Genomic DNA, 15,674 nt, shown 5'->3' with positions numbered 1-15,674 from the left:
CGCCGCGGTTGTTAGACCGAGGTGCATGGCTGGATCGAGGGCGAGGCGGATCAACGTGCCGCTGCGCCACGTCGCCAGGGTGTGCGCGGTGATGCTGTTCGTCCTGCTCGGGCACGTCACGGTGATCCAGGCGTTCGGCTCGCGCGCGCTCAACTCCGACCCCAGGAACGAACGCCCGCTGATCGCCCGCTACGACCACCCGCGCGGCGACATCCTCACCTACGACGGCACCCCCGTCGCGACCAGCCGGCTCGACCGCGGCGGCCCCTACCGCTACCGCCGCGTCTACCGGCACGGCGAGCTGTACGCGGCCGTCACCGGCCACCTCTCGCTGAACCGCGCCACGGGCATCGAGCAGGCGGAGGACGGCGTGCTGTCCGGCCAGGACGCCAGGGTCAAGGTCCGGTCGCTGGTCAGGGACGGCGCCGTCGAGGGGGCCGACGTCCGGCTGACGATCAGCGAACGGGTGCAGTGGGCGGCCTACCAGAGCCTCAAGGCGACGGGGGTGCCGGGGGCGGCGGTGGCCGTCGATCCGGCGACCGGGGCGGTCCTCGCGCTGGCCACCTACCCGACGTACGACCCCGGCACGCTGGCCACGTTCGACCGGGAGCGGCTGGCCGGGGTGATCGGGCGGCTGCGCGCGGACCCGGGGCGGCCGCTGGTCAACCGCGCTCTCGACCGGCTCTATCCGCCGGGGTCCACGTTCAAGCTGATCACGACCGCGGCGGCACTGGCCTCGCGCGAGTACACGCCCACGGCGACCGTGGAGGCGCCGGCCCGCCTGCGGCTGCCGGGCACGTCCACGTACGTCCGCAACGCCGGAGACCGCCCGTGCGGGAACGGCCGGCCGACCCTGCTGTACGCGTTCCAGCAGGCGTGCGACACGGCGTTCGCCGGCATCGGGCTCCAGCTCGGGCAGGACCTGCTCAGGGACCAGGCGGAGGCGTTCGGCTTCAACGCCCGCGACCTGACGATCCCGCTGCCCGCGACGCCGAGCCGCTACCCGGTCGCGATGGACCGGGCGCAGACGGCCCTGACCGCCATCGGCCGCCACGAGAGCCGGGTGACGCCGCTGATGGTCGCCATGATGTCGGCCGCGGTGGCCAACAACGGGGTGCTGATGCGGCCGTACCTGGTGCAGGAGGTCCGGCTGCCGGACGGATCGGTCATCAACCGGGCCAACCCGACGCCGTACCGGACGGCGGTGCCTCCGACACTGGCGAAGTACCTGGCGCTGATGATGACGACGGTGAAGCGCGGCGGGGGCACGCAGGTCGCCGTCCCCGGCGTGCGGGTCGCCGCGCGGACCGCCGTCACGCGGGAGTCGCCGGGGACGGAACGGAACGCGCTGGTCACCGCCTTCGCGCCCGCGGACGCTCCGGAGGTCGCGGTCGGCGTCGTCCTGGAGGACGCCGGCGAGCGCGCCCCCGCGGTCGGGCCCGTCGCCCGCGCGATCATCGAGGCGGCGCTCTCCTGAGGAGAGTTCTTCACGATTGACGTCTGGGCGCGTGGCGTAGTTGATGCCACACTCACAGTGATGCTGCGATCCGCCGAATTCAGCAACCTGCCGGCCGAGCCGAACGCGTTCGTGGGCCGCGAGTCCGACGTCGACGAGCTCGCCCATCTGATGCGCGTCTCGCGCGTGGTGACCCTGTGCGGCGCCGGCGGCATCGGCAAGACCCGGCTGGCCCTGCGCCTGGCCGCCCGCATCGCCCCCGAGCACCCCGGCGGCGTCTGGCTGATCGAGCTGGCCGACGTGGAGCACGGCGAGGTCAGACGGCACGTCGCCGCCGCGCTCGGCATCGCCGGCGAGCTGGCCGAGACGATCGGCGACCGGCGGGTGCTGCTCGTGCTCGACAACTGCGAGCCCGTCGTGGCCGAGTGCGCCGAGCTCTGCCGCGACCTGCTGAGCGCCTGCCCGGCGGTGAGCGTGCTGGCCACCAGCCGCGAGCCGCTGCGGGTGCCGGGCGAGACGGTCTGGCGGGTGCCGCCGCTGTCCGTCGACGGCGCCGGCAGCGAGGCCGTGCGGCTCTTCGTGGCCAGGGCCGTGGCCGCGCGGCCCGGCTTCGAGCTGACCGGCGAGACCGTGCCGCTGGTCGTGGAGCTCTGCCGGGCGCTCGACGGGCTGCCGCTGGCGATCGAGCTGGCCGCCGCAATGGTGCGGTTCCTGTCGGTGGGGCAGCTCGTCGAGCGGTTCGACGACCGTCTCAGGCTGCTGCGGGGCGGCCCCCGTACGGCTCCGCCGCGCCACCGCACGCTCTGGGCCGCCGTCGACTGGAGCTACCGCCTGCTCACCCCGCAGGAACGCCTGCTGCTGCGCCGTACGGCCGCCTTCCGTTCGGCGTGGACGCTCGACCTGGCCGAGGCGGTCTGCTCGGGCCCCGGCATCGCCGAGCCGGAGGTGCTCCCCAGGCTGTGCGACCTCATGGACAAGTCGCTGGTCGTCCTCGACGGTGAGATCGCCGGGCAGGCACGCTACCGGCTGCTGGAGACCGTCCGCGAATACGCGCTGGAGCAGCTCGCCGAGTCCGGCGAGGAGGCCGACGTGCGGCGCCGCCACCTGCTGGCGATGGCCGGGCTGGCCGGCCGGTTCCGGGAGACGCTGGCGCCGGGTGCGCGCACGCCGTGGCCGGTGGTGGAGCGGCACATCAACCTCATCGACGGGCTCAAGGCCGAGATGGGCGCCGCCTGCGACTGGTCGCTCGCCGCCGGGCTGCCGGAGACCGCGCTCGGCCTGCTGGTCGACGTACGGTTCGTGCTGATCGGCAGCGGGCGCAAGCTCGACATGGTCGAGCGGCTCGACCGGCTGCTCGCCCTCGACTCGCCGCGGGTGCCGCGGGCGCTGCACGGGCAGGCGCTGATCCTGCGCGGCGAGCTGGCGCTGGCGGCCGGCGACCTGGAGCCCGCGCTGCGGAACGTACGCGCCGGGCTCGACCTGTGCGCCGCCGCCGGAGAAGCGTACGGCGAGGCCGCCGGCACGGTCGTGCTGGCCCGGCTCACCGGCGAGCAGCAGGTGGTGGAGCGCGCGCTGGAGGCGGCCAGGCAGTGCGGCGACCTCATCCTGGAGTCGCTCGCCCAGGGCGCGAGGGCACGCGCCGCCCTGCACCAGGGCCGGCTGCACGAGGCGCGGCGGGCGTTCGAGGAGGCCCTGTCGATCGACGAGGAGCTCGACAACCACTACGGGCAGGCCTCCTGCCGCATCGGCCTGGCGCAGGTGGCCCGGCGCTGCGGCGACCCGGGCACCGCCCGGCGCCACTACGAGGCGGCGCTGCGCCTGCTGCGGCGCGTCGACGCCCGCCAGCACACCGTGAGCTGCCTGGCCGGGCTCGGCCGGGTGGCGCTCGACGAGGGCGACCTCGCGCAGGCCAGGGCCCGGCTGACCGAGGCGCTGGTGCTCAGCCGCGACGCGGGGCTGCGCGCGAGCATCGCCCGGCGGCTGGAGGCGTGGGCGAGCCTGGTCGCGGCCGAGGGCGACCACCGCAGGGCGGTCCTGCTGGCGGCGGCCTCGGTGACGCTCGGCGGGCGGCAGCCGGACGCCCGCACCGAGGAGGTGCTGCGCCCGGCCAGGGCGGCGCTGGGCGAGGCCGTGACGGGCCTGCTGTGGGCCGAGGGCAGCGCGCTCACCGTGGACCAGGCGGTGGCCTGCGCCCTCGACGGCGACCTGCCCGAGCCGCCGCCCGAGCCCGTCGTGCCGGTCGGCCAGCAGAGCAGGCTCACGGCCAGGGAACGTGAGATCGCCGAGCTGGTCGCCCGCGGCCTGAGCAACCGGGCCATCGCCGACGAACTCGTCATCAGCCCCGCGACCGCGGCCCGCCACGTGGCCAACATCCTGGCCAAGCTCGGCTTCTCCACACGTACACAGATCGCCGCATGGGTCATCGGCGGACGGTGACCTCTCTACACATGGCGGGGGATGGCCGCGTACATCGTCGAATGGCCATGTCAGCGCATGCGGGGGAGGGCCGTGCACGTCTAGCGTTTCTTGCGGCGATCGGCCGCGCCGCACGGGGCGGATGATCCACCGGGGACGTCACGCGTCCCTGTGGGGCTGGGCCTCCTCGGAGGGGTGGGGGTCCGGCTCCGGGCGCGTGACAGCGGGCTCGAGTCGCGCAGGGCTCGGGCCCGCCCAGAGCCGGGGCGAATGCACAACCTCCTACATACATCGGTGGATGCTGGGGCCGCCCGTGCGGTCGTACGTTGGCGGGCATGAAACCCACCGCCTCGTCCACCGGCACCGTGATCCATGAGGTGTTCCGCCGGGCCTACGAGCGCGGCGACCGTCCGGCCCTCATCGACCTGCGCGGTGGCCACGTCTACGGCTACCGGCGGCTGGTCACCGAGGTGACGAGGGCCGCCTCCGGGCTCGTCCGCAGGGGCGCCCGGCGCGACCAGGTGGTGGGGGTGCACGTCTCCACCGTGGGCGCGCAGACGCTGGCGGTCCACACGGTGGTGGCGGCCGGCGGGGTGGCCGCGCCGATCGATCCGGGGCTCGGCAGCGACGAGATCGCCGGGCTGCTGCGCGCGTGCGACGCCCGCACCCTGATCACCACCCCCGACCTCGCCCGCACGGCGGTGCTGGCCGCCGAGGAGTCCCGGGTGCGCCAGGTCGTCTCGCTCGGACCGGCCCTCGACACGATCGACTTCCGCGGCCTGCTGACGCTGGAGCCGACCGCGCTGCCCACGCTCGACGCCCGCCGCCAGGACGCCCTGCTGCTCGCCGAGGGCCGCCGCCTGTCCCACGCCGACCTGGTCGGCCGGATGGCGGAGATCGACGTCCCCGTACGCCTGGCCGAGTCCGACGTGGTGCTGACCACGTGGTTGCCCGACGCCGGCTTCGACCTCATCGCCCTGGTCGGCCTCGGCGTCTCCAAGGGGGCGCTGGTGGTCGCGGCCCACGACGCCGACCTGCCCGGCACCGCGTACGACTTCAGCGTCACCGTGGTGACCGGCCCCGGCGGGGCGCTGGAGCGGGTCGGTTAGGAGGGGTTCGCCAGGTGGGCGAGGGGCTCGCCGCGCACGTAGCGGGCCACGTCCGCGGCCACGATCGAGGCCGCCTTCATCGCCGTCTCCTTGCTGGCGCCGGCCAGGTGCGGCGTCATCACCAGGTTCGGCGCCGTGAGCAGGCGCGAGCCCGGCGGGATCGGCTCCTCGGGGAAGACGTCCATCGCGGCGCCGAACAGGTGGCCCGACTCCAGCGCGTCGCACAGGGCGTCGTAGTCGAGCAGCGCGCCGCGGGCGCAGTTGACCAGCACCGAGCCGCGCGGCATGGCGGCGATCTGCTCGGCGCCGATCATGCCGGCGGTCTCCGGGGTGGCGCGGGCGTGCAGGGAGACGAAGCGGGAGCGTTCGAGCAGCTCGGGCAGGTCCACCCGGTTCGGCACGTCGACGTACGGGTCGTGGACGAGGACCTCCGCGCCGAACCCCGCCAGCATGCGGCCCACGCGGCGGCCGATGGCGCCGTACCCGATCAGGCCGGCGGTGCTGCCCTCCAGCTCGGGGCCGACGTTGTCGTAGGTGTAGTAGTCGCCGCGCCACACGCCCCCGGCCAGGTCGCCGTGCGTCTGCGGGACCCGGCGGGTGGCGGCCAGCAACATGGCGACGGTGTGCTCGGCGGTGGCCACGGCGTTGCGGCCCGGCGCGAACGTCACCGCCACCCCGGCCCGGGTCGCGGCCTCCAGGTTGGCGTTGACCGGCCCGCCCCGGCTCACGCAGAACAGCCGCAGCGACGGGCTGGCCTCCAGCACCCGCCTGGTCAGCGGCGCCATCTGCGTCACGCAGACCTCGACGCCGTCCAGCGCCTCGATCAGCTCGTCCTCCACGTCGGAGGCCTCGTCCACCTCGCCCACCTTGCCGAACGGCGTCAGCGGCCACGGGAGCGTCAGCTCGCGGATGTCCAGCTCGCCGGGGACCTCGCGCCTGAGCGCCTCGGCGAACAGCCTGTTCTGGACGAAGTGGTCGCCTGCGGCCAAGACTCGGATGGTCAACGAACGGCTCCAATCGGGGAGTTGTACTGCAGCATCGCGACCCGCCCGACGCTCACGCGCAGCTCGGTCAGGGCGCAGTTGTCCAGACGCGGGAACAGCCGCCGGTACTCGCCGAGCGGCACGCCGATCAGCCGGCACAGGGTGAGCCTGATGGCGCTCGTGTGCGCGACCACCAGCACGCGGTCCGTGGGATGCGCGGCGGCGATGTCGCCCAGCGCGGCGGCGAACCGGTCGGCGGCGGCGTGCGGGTCCTCGCCGCCCGGCAGCGGGTTGGCGGCGGGGTCGGCCTCGAAGGCGGCCCTGGCCTCGGGGAAGCGGGCCTTCATCTCCGCGGAGGTGAGGCCCTCGCCCTGGCCGAAGTCGAGCTCGCGCAGCCGGGCGTCCACCCGCAGCTCCACGCCGGCCTTGGCGGCGCTCGCCGCGGCGGTGATCGTGGCCCGGCTGAGCGTGGACGCCCACACGGCCGCCAGGCCCGCCCCCGCCGCCCAGCAGGCCAGCTGGTCGGCCTGCTCGTGGCCGCGCGGGGTCAGCTCGACCTCGCTGCTGCCTGCGTAGCGGTTCTCGGCGTGCCACACCGTCTCGCCGTGGCGGACGAGCACGAGGTCGGTCATCGGGTGGTCCTCTCACGGGCGTGCGCGGCGGCTCTGGCGTCCAGCCAGCCGCGCTCTTCCAGTTCGGCGACGAAACGTAGGTACGGCTCCCGCAGGTCGGCGCCCGACGGGTCGACCACGGCGCGTGTCCTGATCATGCGGGCCGGGTCGCCGCCCGCCAGGACGGCCATGCCCAGCGCGGGCTCGGCGTTCTCCCGCAGCGTGACCGGCCGCCGCAGGACGTCGGCCCGCAGCCGCGTCCAGAACGGGCTCCTGGTGGCGCCGCCGGTCAGGGTGATCTCCCCGTCCACGGGGGCGCCCAGCAGGTCGAGGTAGTCGAAGCAGAGGCGTTCGACGAAGGCCGCGCCGAGCAGGACGGCGGCGTAACGCTCGACGTCGTCGGCCGGCTCGCCCAGCGTGAAACCCTCCGCGTCCGGGGCCGCGAACGGGAAGCGCTCGCCCCGCGAGACCAGCGGGTAGGTGACGGCGCGCGGCAGCGGGCCTGCCGCGCGCCGGGGCGGCACGGGCGCGGGCAGCCCTCCGGCCAGGGAGCGGCCGCCGCCGTAGCGGGCCTCGGCCTGGGTGCTGAGCAGGTCGAGGTCGCGGCCGGGCAGGTCGCGGGTCAGGACGCCGGCGCCCGTGCTGGACGCGCCGCCGGGGAGCCAGGAGCCGTCGGGGGCGCGGTGGGAGTAGACCACGCCGAGCGGGTCGTGGATCAGCTGCTTCGTGACGCCCTTGAGCACCAGCGTGGTGCCGAGCACCGAGTTCCAGTTGCCGGGCAGCAGGGCGCCCGCGCCGAGCTGGGCCGCGCAGCCGTCCGTGGTGCCGGCGACGACCGGGGTGCCCGCCGGGATGCCGGTCTCCTCGGCCGCCGCCGCGCACACCTCGCCGAGGCGGGCGCCGGGCCGCACCACGTCGGGCAACATCCCCGCGGGCACGCCCAGCGCGTCGAACACCTCGGCCGGCCAGCGTTCCTCGATCAGGTCCACGCCGGTCTTGAGCGCGTTGGACAGGTCGGTGGCCACCTCGTGCCCGGTCAGGCGCCGGTTGACGAAGTCGTTCTGGTGGGCCAGCCGCGCGCCCGCCGGGGCGTGCGGCAGCAGCCACAGCAGCTTCGGCAGCGCCCAGTTCGGCTGCATGCGCCGGTAGCCGAGCCGCTCCCACACGTGGGCGCCCGCCTCGTTGACGCGGGTCGCGTCGGCGCGCCGGTCGTCGTACATCAGGGCCGGGGTGAGCGGGTCGCCCCTGGCGTCGGTGAGCAGGATCGTTCCAGAGGTCGCGTCCACCGCCACGCCCTCGACCCGGCCGGCCGGCACGTCACGCAGGGCCTCGCGGGTGGCGGCCGCCAGCGCGCTCCACCACTGCTCCGGGTCCTGCTCGTGGCGGGGGCCGTCGCGGTGGCTGGTCAGCGGGCGGCTGCCGGCGCCGAGCACCCGCCCCTCGCCGGTGACGGCCAGCGCGCGCACGCTCTGCGTGCCCAGGTCGATGCCGATCCACACACTCATGTACGGCCTCTCGTACGCATCTCCGCGAGCAGCGGCCACGAGCCCGCGGCGCCGTCGCGCAGGGTCAGGAAGTCGGCGAACAACCGGTCGTAGCGTTCGCGGCGGGCGGGGTCGGGCTCGACCGCGTCGCGCAGGCGTACGTGCCGTCCGGCCGCCGCCGCGACGGACGGGGCCGCCCCGGTGGCGGCCAGGCCGACGAGGTAGGCCCCCCTCGCGCCCACCTCGTCGTCGGCCGAGCGGCGCACCGGCAGGCCGGTCACGTCGGCGATCAGCCGCAGCCAGAAGGCGCTGGCCGCGCCGCCGCCGCACGCCCGCAGCTCCGTGGGCGCGGCCCCGGTGGCCGTCAGGCAGTCGCGGATGACCATGGTCAGCCCCTCGAACACCGCCCTGGCGACGTCCTCGCGGCGATGCTCGAACGACATGCCCAGCAGCGACCCCCTCGCCGCCGGGTCGGAGAACGGCGCCCGCTCACCGGCCGGCGACAGGTACGGCAGAAACGCCAGGCCGCCCGCGCCCGGCTCGCTCCGCTCGGCCAGCTCGCCCAGCTCGGCCGGGCTCTCCAGCGCCAGCAGGCGGCACGTCCACTGCACGACCTCCGTGCCCGCGAACGTGGGGAAGGCCCGCAGATAGCCGCCGGGCAGCGCGATCGTGATGCCGGTCGGCTCGCCGTCCAGGCCGGGGGAGTCCACGATGACCTCGGTGCTCAGCGTGGTGCCGAGGATGGCGCACGCCTGCCCCGGCTCCACCGCGCCCGCGCCGAGCGCCGTCGAGGCGATGTCGTACGGCGCCATGACCACCGGCGTCCCGGCGGCCAGGCCCAGCGCGGCGGCGGCGGTCGCGGTCAGCCCGGCGACCGGGCACGGCCGCACCGGCGGCAGCAGCCGCTCGGCCCACTCCAGCCCGAACAGCGCCAGCAACTCCGGCGAGTACGCCCGCGCCCGCAGGTCCATGAACGGCGCCGAGGCGTCGGACTCGTCGGCCGCCAGCTCCCCGGTCAGCCGGGAGAAGATCCAGCCGCCGCACGTCAGGTTGGCGTGGGACCGGGCGAGCCGCTCGGGGTCGTGCTCCTTCAGCCACGTCAGGACGGCGTGCGGCAGCCCGGAGGCGGCCGAGGAGCCGTTGCGGCGGAAGGCCGCCGCCGCGATCCCCTCGCGGGTCCAGGCGTCGACCGTGTCGGCCGCGCGGCCGTCGTTCCAGAGGATCGCGGGGCCGGTCGGTTCGCCGCCGGCGTCCACCAGCCAGCAGCCGTCGCCCTGGGCGGTGACGGCCACCACGTCCGCGCCGCCCACCCGGGCCGCGACCTCGCGCACCGTGGCGGCGACCGCGTCCCAGACGGCGGCCATGTCCTGCTCGCAGTGGCCGGGCGCGGGCCTCGACACGACGGTCTCGCGCCGGGCGACCGCCGCCTCCGCGCCGGAGTCGTCGTAGCCGACCGCCTTGATGACCGTGGTCCCGGCGTCCACGCAGATGACGGCCATCACGCCCTGCCGTGCGAGGTCCGCGAGCGCCGTGACACGGAGTCGACGACGACGGCGAGCAGCAGCACGACGCCGGTGACCACGAACCGGATGGAGGAGTCGAGGTTGAGCAGGGTCAGGCCGCTGGAGATGGACTGGATCACGATGATGCCGAGCAGTGCGCCGAAGGCGGTGCCGCGCCCGCCGAACAGGCTGGTCCCGCCGATCACGGCCGCGGCGATGGCGTTGAGGTTGACGTCGCCGCCGCCGCTGCTCTGGTTGGCCGCGGCGAGCCGGGCGGCGGCCAGGATGCCCCCGACCGCGGCGAACGTCGAGCAGAGCACGAACACGGAGGTGTAGATCGCCTTGACGTTGATGCCCGCCCGGCGGGCGGCCTCCACGTTGCCGCCCACGGCGTAGACGGCGCGGCCCCACTTCGTCCGCGAGAGCAGGTAGTGCATGATCAGCACCAGCGCGACGAAGAAGACGAACATCCAGCCGACGCCGCGCGTCTGCCCCAGGTACCAGACCACGAAGGCCAGCACGACCAGCAGCGCGACGCTCCGCGCCGCGAGCACCGACGTGCCGCGCGCCGACAGCCCGGCCCGCCGCCGCTCGCGCGCGTGCAGGTGGCCGCTGACGAACAACCAGACCGCCGCGACCACCGCCAGCGTGTACGACAACCAGGCCGGCACGAACGCCAGCTGCGCGAAGTTCACCAGCCCCGAGTCGAACGGCAGGTTGATCGAGCCCTTGGTGCCGAGCACGTACAGCTGCAGGCCGAGGAAGGCGAGCAGGCCGGCCAGCGTGATCACGAAGCTGGGCACGCCGAACCGGTTGAACAGCTGGCCGTACACCCATCCGATGACCGCGCCCATGACGACCGCGGCCGCGATGGCCAGCCAGACCGGCAGCCCCTCGCTCACGAACAGCACCGCGAGCACCGCGCCCGCGAGGCCGCTGACCGAGCCGACGGACAGGTCGATCTGGCCGACCAGCAGCACGCAGACGATGCCGAGCGCGATGACGCCGACGGCGGCGGACTCCAGGGTGAGGTTCACCAGGTTGGCGCTGGACAGGAAGATCGGGTTGAGGATCTGCAGGACCGTCCAGATCACCACGAGGCCGACCACGACCGGGATGACGCCGAGGTCGCCGCCGCGGGCCCGCTCCACGATGTCGGTGACGACCCCGCGCACGCCGTCCCGGCTGCGCAGTCGCTCGTCCTGGAGGTCGGTGCTCGTGGTCTCACTTCGTTCGGCGGCTCGGTCGCCTCGATGCCTCGCGTTCTCTTCGCGGGTGGTCACGACGGCCGTCCTTCCTGCGGCGTGTGCGCCGCCGCGCCCTCGCGGGCCGCCGCGCGGCGGGAGACCACGTTGTCGGTGGCGCCGGTGATGGCGGCGATGATGTCCTCGGTGGAGACGTCGTTCACCTTGAACACTCCGTTGTTGCGGCCGAGCCGCAGCACCGCCACGGTGTCGGCCACGGCCTTCACGTCGGCCATGTTGTGACTGATCATGATCACGCCCAGGCCGTTCTCGCGCAGCCGCTCGACCAGGTTGAGCACCTCGGCGGTCTGGGCGACGCCGAGCGCGGCGGTGGGCTCGTCCAGGATGATGATCTTGGGGTCGCCGAGCAGCGACCGGGCGATGGCGACCGTCTGCCGCTGGCCGCCCGACAGCGCCGCCACCGGCACCCGTACGCTCGGGATCTTCGCCGAGAGCTGGCGGAGCAACTCCCACGACCGCGTCTCCATGGCCACCTCGTTCAGCCGCAGCGGGCGGACCTCGTGGCCGAGGAAGAGGTTCTGGATGACGTTGAGGTTCTCGCAGAGCGCCAGGTCCTGGTAGACGGTGGCGATGCCCAGCTTCTGCGCGGCGGACGGGTTCGTGATCGCCACCTCGCGCCCCTCGAACGTGATGGTGCCCGAGTCCGGCGGGTGCACGCCCGACAGGATCTTGACCAGCGTCGACTTGCCCGCGCCGTTGTCGCCCACGACGGCGACGACCTCGCCCGCGTCGACGTCGAGCTCGATGTCGGTGAGCGCGGCCACCGCGCCGAAGGTCTTGCTGATGCCGCGCAGGGACAGGACGGTCATCTCGCTCCTACTTGATGCCGAGCTCGTCGCAGCCCGTGGCGTACTCGCCGGTGCACACGTCGGCGGCCTTCATGATGCCGCTGTCGAAGAGCACCTCCTTGATGTTCTCCTTGGTCACGACCGTGGGGACGAACAACTCGGACGGCGTGTCGTAGAGCGTGGCCTTGCCGGCGGGCTTCTTGCCCTGCATGAAGTCCCAGGCCACGTTCGCCGCGGCCTCCGCGACGATCTTGATCGGCTTGGAGATCGTGTTGTACTGGTCGCCCGCGATGATGCGCTGCGCGGCGGCCACCTCCGCGTCGTTGCCGGTCACCGGCGGCACGTCCACGCCCGCGGCCTTGAACGCGGCGATCGTGCCGCCGCCCGTGCCGTCGTTGGCGGCGACCACGCCGACGATCCGGTCCTTGAACTGGGTGATCTGGCCGCTGACCCAGGTCTGCGCCTTCTCCGGCTGCCAGTCGGGGGTGTCGTACTCGGCCAGCAGCTCGAAGCCGCTCGGATCCACCGCGCTGTGGATGCCCTTCTTGATCAGCCCGGCCGCGGCGTCCGTGGGGGAGCCGTTGACCTGGAGGATGCCGCCCTCGGCGTTCTCGGCCTTGAGGTGGTCGACCAGGGACTGCGCGATCATCTGGCCGATCTTCTCGTTGTCGAACGAGATGTAGTAGTCGGCGGGCGTGGCCGGGATCGGCCGGTCGTAGGCGATGATCGGCACCTGCTGCGACTGGGCCGTCTTGACGATGGTGGCCGCGGCGGCGGAGTCGACCGGGTCGATGACGATGGCCTTGACGCCCTGGGCGAGCGCGGAGTTGGCCTGCTGCTGCTGTTTGGCGGCGTCGGAGTCGGCGTTCTGGTAGATGACCTGGCAGCTCGGGCAGAGCTGCTTCATCCTGGCCTCGAACAGGGGCCTGTCCTGGAGCTCGTACCGGGTGGAGGCGAGGTCGGGCATGAGGAAGGCGACCTTGGCGTTCTCCAGGTCGCCACCGCCACCGCCGGTGCCGCCGCCCGCGGTCGAGCCGGAGCCGCACGCCGCCAGCGCCGAGCCTGCGAGCACTGCCACTGCGGCCAGCGCGGTGGTCCGCATCTTCGCTCTGTTCACGGGTTCATTCCTCACTCGCTACTGGGGATCATGACGCAGCCCCCGAGACACGGACATACCTCACAAGCAGGCACATCCTGTGGTGCGGCTCACGGTAGCGTGGGGTGAGAAACTTTGTCCAGCAAAAGTGTTCAGATTTGGTGCGCGGCCGCGAGCAGGCCCTCCGCGGTCGGGATGTCGGTGACGAGCTGGTTGAAGTAGCCGCCTCTGGCGCCGGCGACGATCGAGAGCACCTTCTCCGCGCCGACGGCGACCGCGATCGTGTGCGGGATGCGCCGCAGTTCCTCCAGCTCGGTGGCGACCAGCCGCTCGCTCCCCGGGTACGTCACCGGGGCGCCGTCGCGGTCGTAGACCCGCATGCACACGTCGCCCACGGCCCGGCGCAGGCTCTCGGCGTCGCGGGGCATGAGCGAGGGGACCATCTGCCGCATCAGCGGGGCCGAGCCGACGCCGACGATCGCCACCTTGGCCTGTGCCCACAGGTCCATCACCCGGCGTACGGACGGCTCGTGCTGCAGCGAGGCGAACAGCTCGGGGCCGGGCAGCGCCGGGGCGTACAGGTAGGCGGGCACGCCGCCGACGCGTTCGGCCAGGATGCGGGTGGTCTCGTTGGTCTGGAACCAGGGCTGCGGCTCCTCCTGGCCGCCGACGGCGGGCGCGATCGTGACGCCCGGGTACTGGCCGAGGCCCTCGCGGGCGCACTCGTAGACCGTGGTGCCGGAGGAGACGAGGACGACGTCGCCCGAGCGCAGGCCGGTGGTGGCCAGCGCGCGGGCCACGGCCGGGGCCAGCCACGGGCCGAGGGCGGGACCGCTCACCTTGGGGACGATGTGGACCCGGCGCAGACCGAGCGCCTGCGCCACGTCGGCGGCCAGCGGGCCCTCCTCCAGCGAGGCCGGCTTGTGCACCTTGATCTCGACGATGCCCTGCTTGCGGGCCTCGGTGAGCAGGCGGCTGACGGTGGCCCTGCTGACGCCCAGCCGCTTGGCGATGTCGCCCTGCGTGGCGTCTTCCAGGTAGTACTGCTGCGCCGCCGTGTACATCAGCTCGTGGGGGAACCGGGCCTGCGTCTCTGGTGCGACGTCGGCGGCATTCATGGCACTCCTGAACACTTGTGCTGAACCGATGCGCAATCGATGATATGCGGGGTTCGGCGGTCCGACGCGGTTCTCGGTGTCCTCAGGCGGAAGAGTAGCCGTTGACCAAGGCGTCACCCAGAGGGGTCCGGGTGTAGAGGACGCCACGGCCGACGCGGGTTCCGCTGATCAGGCCCGTCCGGCGCAGAGCCGTCAGATGTTCGCTCGTCGTCCCCGGGCTCCGCCCGAGCAGGGCGGCGAGCTGGGTGGTGGTGGCGGGCTCGGCCAGCTCGGCGAGCAGGCGCGCCCGGCTGCGCCCGATCAGCGCCGCGAGCCCGCCCTCCGGCGCGGGCGGCGGCGCCGCGATGCCGCGCGCCGGGTAGATCAACGCGTACGGCCAGGCGTCGTCCAGGTAGGCGGCGATGTCCCCCATGAACGCCGACGGCAGGAAGAGCAGCCCCTTCCCGCCCAGCCGGTGGACCCGTCCGGCCGGGGCCGCCCCGATCTCGATCCGCCCGCCGGCCCGCCAGTGGACACCGGGGCCGAGGTCCTCCAGGGCGGCCTGCCAGCCGTAGGCGGCCAGCCGCCCGGCCCGCTGCGCCACGTCCCGCTGCAGGACCGCCCGGAAACGCGGCCAGTCGTGCACGATGATCTCCGTCCAGACCGCCGCGTACGCCTGCGCGAACAGCTCCACCACGTCCGGCCCCAGCAGCAGGTCCCGCACCCAGCCGGCCGCCGGCGGCCGCTCGGCCAGCACCCGGGTGATCTCCGCGTGCGCCTGCTCCGGCGGCGTCGCCCGCATGGCGGCCAGCTCCGCCTCGAACGGCACGTCCACCGCCGTCGGGGGAGGGGCGATGAAGTCGACGTTGTCCGCCCCCTTGTTGCCGCTGATCGCGGCCGCGGCCCGCAGCACGGGATAGCGCCGCACCAGCCCCCGGTACGTCTCCCGCCACCGCGCCGCCCATTCCCGGTGCGCGCCCGCCCGGTAGCGCCCCGCGAGCACCCACTGGGCGTGCATGGTCTCGATCAACGGGGAGATCGCGAACCTGCTGGCCACCAGATCTTGGGGGACGACCTCGATGGTCACCTGCACCTTTCGGTTATATCCGAATAAATCGCCCCAGGGCAGGGGCCGGCCGGAGCATCGGCTCCATGAAGAGCGCGACGTTCGGCGAGGTGTTCGCCGTCAAGGAGTTCCGCGTGCTGTTCGGCAGCTTCGCGCTGATGATCGGCGGCGACCAGATCAAGATGCTGGCCCTGTCGGTGCTGGTGTACACCCAGACCGGGTCGCCCGGGCTCTCGGCCGCCGTCTACATGGCCGGGTGGCTCCCGTACGTGCTGGGCGGGTTGTTCCTGCTCTCGCTGGCCGACCGGATCCCGGCGCGGGGGCTGATGGCGGCCGGGGAGCTGGTCAGGGCGGTCACGTGCCTGCTGTTCGCCTACGCCGGGCTGCCGGTGTGGGCGATGCTGGCGCTCGTGGTGGCCACGGGGCTGTTCTCGCCGGTGTTCCTCGCCGCGCGCAACGCCATGTTGCCCGAGGTGCTGCCCGGGGACGCATTCGTGCTGGGCCGCTCGGTGCTCACCATGGTGTCGGCCGCGGCGCAGATCGCGGGCATGGCGGCCGGGGGCGCGTTCCTGGCCTTCACCGGGGCGTCCTCGGCGCTGGCCGCCACGGCGGCGACGGCCGTCGCCGCCGCCGTGGTGCTGCGATGGGGGCTCCCCTACCGCCCCGCCCGCGGCACGGCCGGGCCCGGCGCGGTACGCCAGACGCTGCGGGTCAACCGGCGGCTGCTGAGCGACGGGCCGGTGCGCGGGCTGCTGCTGGCCTGCTGGCTGCCGTGCGTGTGCCCTGTCTCTTATACGCATCT

13 protein-coding genes are annotated in these 15,674 nt (G+C 73.9%); 4 read left to right on the top strand and 9 right to left on the bottom strand.

The window, feature by feature from the left end; all coding sequences use genetic code 11:
* Window positions 1–25 precede the first annotated feature (25 nt).
* The 3 genes from C1J01_RS11400 (at window position 26) to C1J01_RS11390 (ending at window position 4,980) form a co-directional block, all read left to right on the top strand.
* The gene (locus C1J01_RS11400; protein WP_111178899.1) at window positions 26–1,477 is read left to right on the top strand and encodes a penicillin-binding transpeptidase domain-containing protein; all 1,452 of its coding nucleotides are present in this window, start codon (window positions 26–28) and stop codon (window positions 1,475–1,477) included.
* 60 nt (window positions 1,478–1,537) lie between these two features.
* A complete protein-coding gene (locus C1J01_RS11395; RefSeq protein WP_146615561.1) occupies window positions 1,538–3,892 on the top strand; it encodes an ATP-binding protein in 2,355 nt (784 codons plus the stop codon).
* Window positions 3,893–4,206: 314 nt separating this feature from the next.
* Entirely contained in the window at window positions 4,207–4,980 is a 774-nt protein-coding gene (locus tag C1J01_RS11390; protein WP_146615560.1) for an AMP-binding protein, read from the top strand.
* Here C1J01_RS11390 and C1J01_RS11385 read toward each other — a convergent pair.
* From C1J01_RS11385 to C1J01_RS11345, 9 genes are all read right to left on the bottom strand, one after another.
* Window positions 4,977–5,969: a 2-hydroxyacid dehydrogenase gene (locus C1J01_RS11385; protein ID WP_438943112.1), complete on the bottom strand. Its 993-nt coding sequence runs from the start codon at window positions 5,967–5,969 to the stop codon at window positions 4,977–4,979. The genes C1J01_RS11390 and C1J01_RS11385 overlap by 4 nt on opposite strands.
* A gap of 11 nt (window positions 5,970–5,980) precedes the next feature.
* Complete coding sequence (locus C1J01_RS11380; protein WP_111178896.1) at window positions 5,981–6,595, bottom strand: histidine phosphatase family protein; 615 nt, start codon at window positions 6,593–6,595, stop codon at window positions 5,981–5,983.
* Window positions 6,592–8,079, bottom strand: coding sequence for an FGGY-family carbohydrate kinase (locus tag C1J01_RS11375; protein ID WP_111178895.1), 1,488 nt, complete (start codon window positions 8,077–8,079; stop codon window positions 6,592–6,594). The genes C1J01_RS11380 and C1J01_RS11375 overlap by 4 nt, the downstream gene beginning before the upstream one ends.
* Window positions 8,076–9,557: an FGGY-family carbohydrate kinase gene (locus C1J01_RS11370; RefSeq protein WP_111178894.1), complete on the bottom strand. Its 1,482-nt coding sequence runs from the start codon at window positions 9,555–9,557 to the stop codon at window positions 8,076–8,078. The genes C1J01_RS11375 and C1J01_RS11370 overlap by 4 nt, the downstream gene beginning before the upstream one ends.
* On the bottom strand, window positions 9,557–10,843 hold the full coding sequence (locus C1J01_RS11365; protein WP_220039855.1) for a sugar ABC transporter permease: 1,287 nt from the start codon (window positions 10,841–10,843) through the stop codon (window positions 9,557–9,559). Before C1J01_RS11365 ends, C1J01_RS11370 begins: the two co-directional genes overlap by 1 nt.
* The gene (locus C1J01_RS11360) at window positions 10,840–11,634 is read right to left on the bottom strand and encodes an ATP-binding cassette domain-containing protein (protein WP_111178893.1); all 795 of its coding nucleotides are present in this window, start codon (window positions 11,632–11,634) and stop codon (window positions 10,840–10,842) included. Before C1J01_RS11360 ends, C1J01_RS11365 begins: the two co-directional genes overlap by 4 nt.
* 7 nt (window positions 11,635–11,641) lie before the next feature.
* Window positions 11,642–12,730, bottom strand: coding sequence for an ABC transporter substrate-binding protein (locus C1J01_RS11355; protein ID WP_220039854.1), 1,089 nt, complete (start codon window positions 12,728–12,730; stop codon window positions 11,642–11,644).
* A 131-nt stretch (window positions 12,731–12,861) separates the two neighbouring features.
* A complete protein-coding gene (locus tag C1J01_RS11350; RefSeq protein WP_111178892.1) occupies window positions 12,862–13,827 on the bottom strand; it encodes a sugar-binding transcriptional regulator in 966 nt (321 codons plus the stop codon).
* An 82-nt stretch (window positions 13,828–13,909) separates the two neighbouring features.
* Window positions 13,910–14,899: an ArsR/SmtB family transcription factor gene (locus C1J01_RS11345; RefSeq protein WP_235854380.1), complete on the bottom strand. Its 990-nt coding sequence runs from the start codon at window positions 14,897–14,899 to the stop codon at window positions 13,910–13,912.
* Between the two features lie 59 nt (window positions 14,900–14,958).
* Between C1J01_RS11345 and C1J01_RS11340 the strand changes: the two genes are divergently transcribed.
* A partial coding sequence (locus tag C1J01_RS11340) for an MFS transporter (protein ID WP_146615559.1) occupies window positions 14,959–15,674 on the top strand: 716 nt, incomplete at its 3' end.

Origin of the sequence: Nonomuraea aridisoli (assembly GCF_003236395.1) — a bacterium.
Lineage (GTDB): Bacteria > Actinomycetota > Actinomycetes > Streptosporangiales > Streptosporangiaceae > Nonomuraea > Nonomuraea aridisoli.
This window is presented reverse-complemented; position numbering and strand designations above follow the sequence as displayed.

What these genes read in the sequence shown, in the direction of transcription:
- C1J01_RS11400 (WP_111178899.1), top strand. Translation starts at nt 26, where the DNA reads ATGGCTGGATCGAGGGCGAGGCGGATCAACGTGCCGCTGCGCCACGTC.
- C1J01_RS11395 (WP_146615561.1), top strand. Translation starts at nt 1,538, where the DNA reads ATGCTGCGATCCGCCGAATTCAGCAACCTGCCGGCCGAGCCGAACGCG.
- C1J01_RS11390 (WP_146615560.1), top strand. Translation starts at nt 4,207, where the DNA reads ATGAAACCCACCGCCTCGTCCACCGGCACCGTGATCCATGAGGTGTTC.
- C1J01_RS11380 (WP_111178896.1), bottom strand. Translation starts at nt 6,595, where the DNA reads ATGACCGACCTCGTGCTCGTCCGCCACGGCGAGACGGTGTGGCACGCC.
- C1J01_RS11375 (WP_111178895.1), bottom strand. Translation starts at nt 8,079, where the DNA reads ATGAGTGTGTGGATCGGCATCGACCTGGGCACGCAGAGCGTGCGCGCG.
- C1J01_RS11370 (WP_111178894.1), bottom strand. Translation starts at nt 9,557, where the DNA reads ATGGCCGTCATCTGCGTGGACGCCGGGACCACGGTCATCAAGGCGGTC.
- C1J01_RS11360 (WP_111178893.1), bottom strand. Translation starts at nt 11,634, where the DNA reads ATGACCGTCCTGTCCCTGCGCGGCATCAGCAAGACCTTCGGCGCGGTG.
- C1J01_RS11350 (WP_111178892.1), bottom strand. Translation starts at nt 13,827, where the DNA reads ATGAATGCCGCCGACGTCGCACCAGAGACGCAGGCCCGGTTCCCCCAC.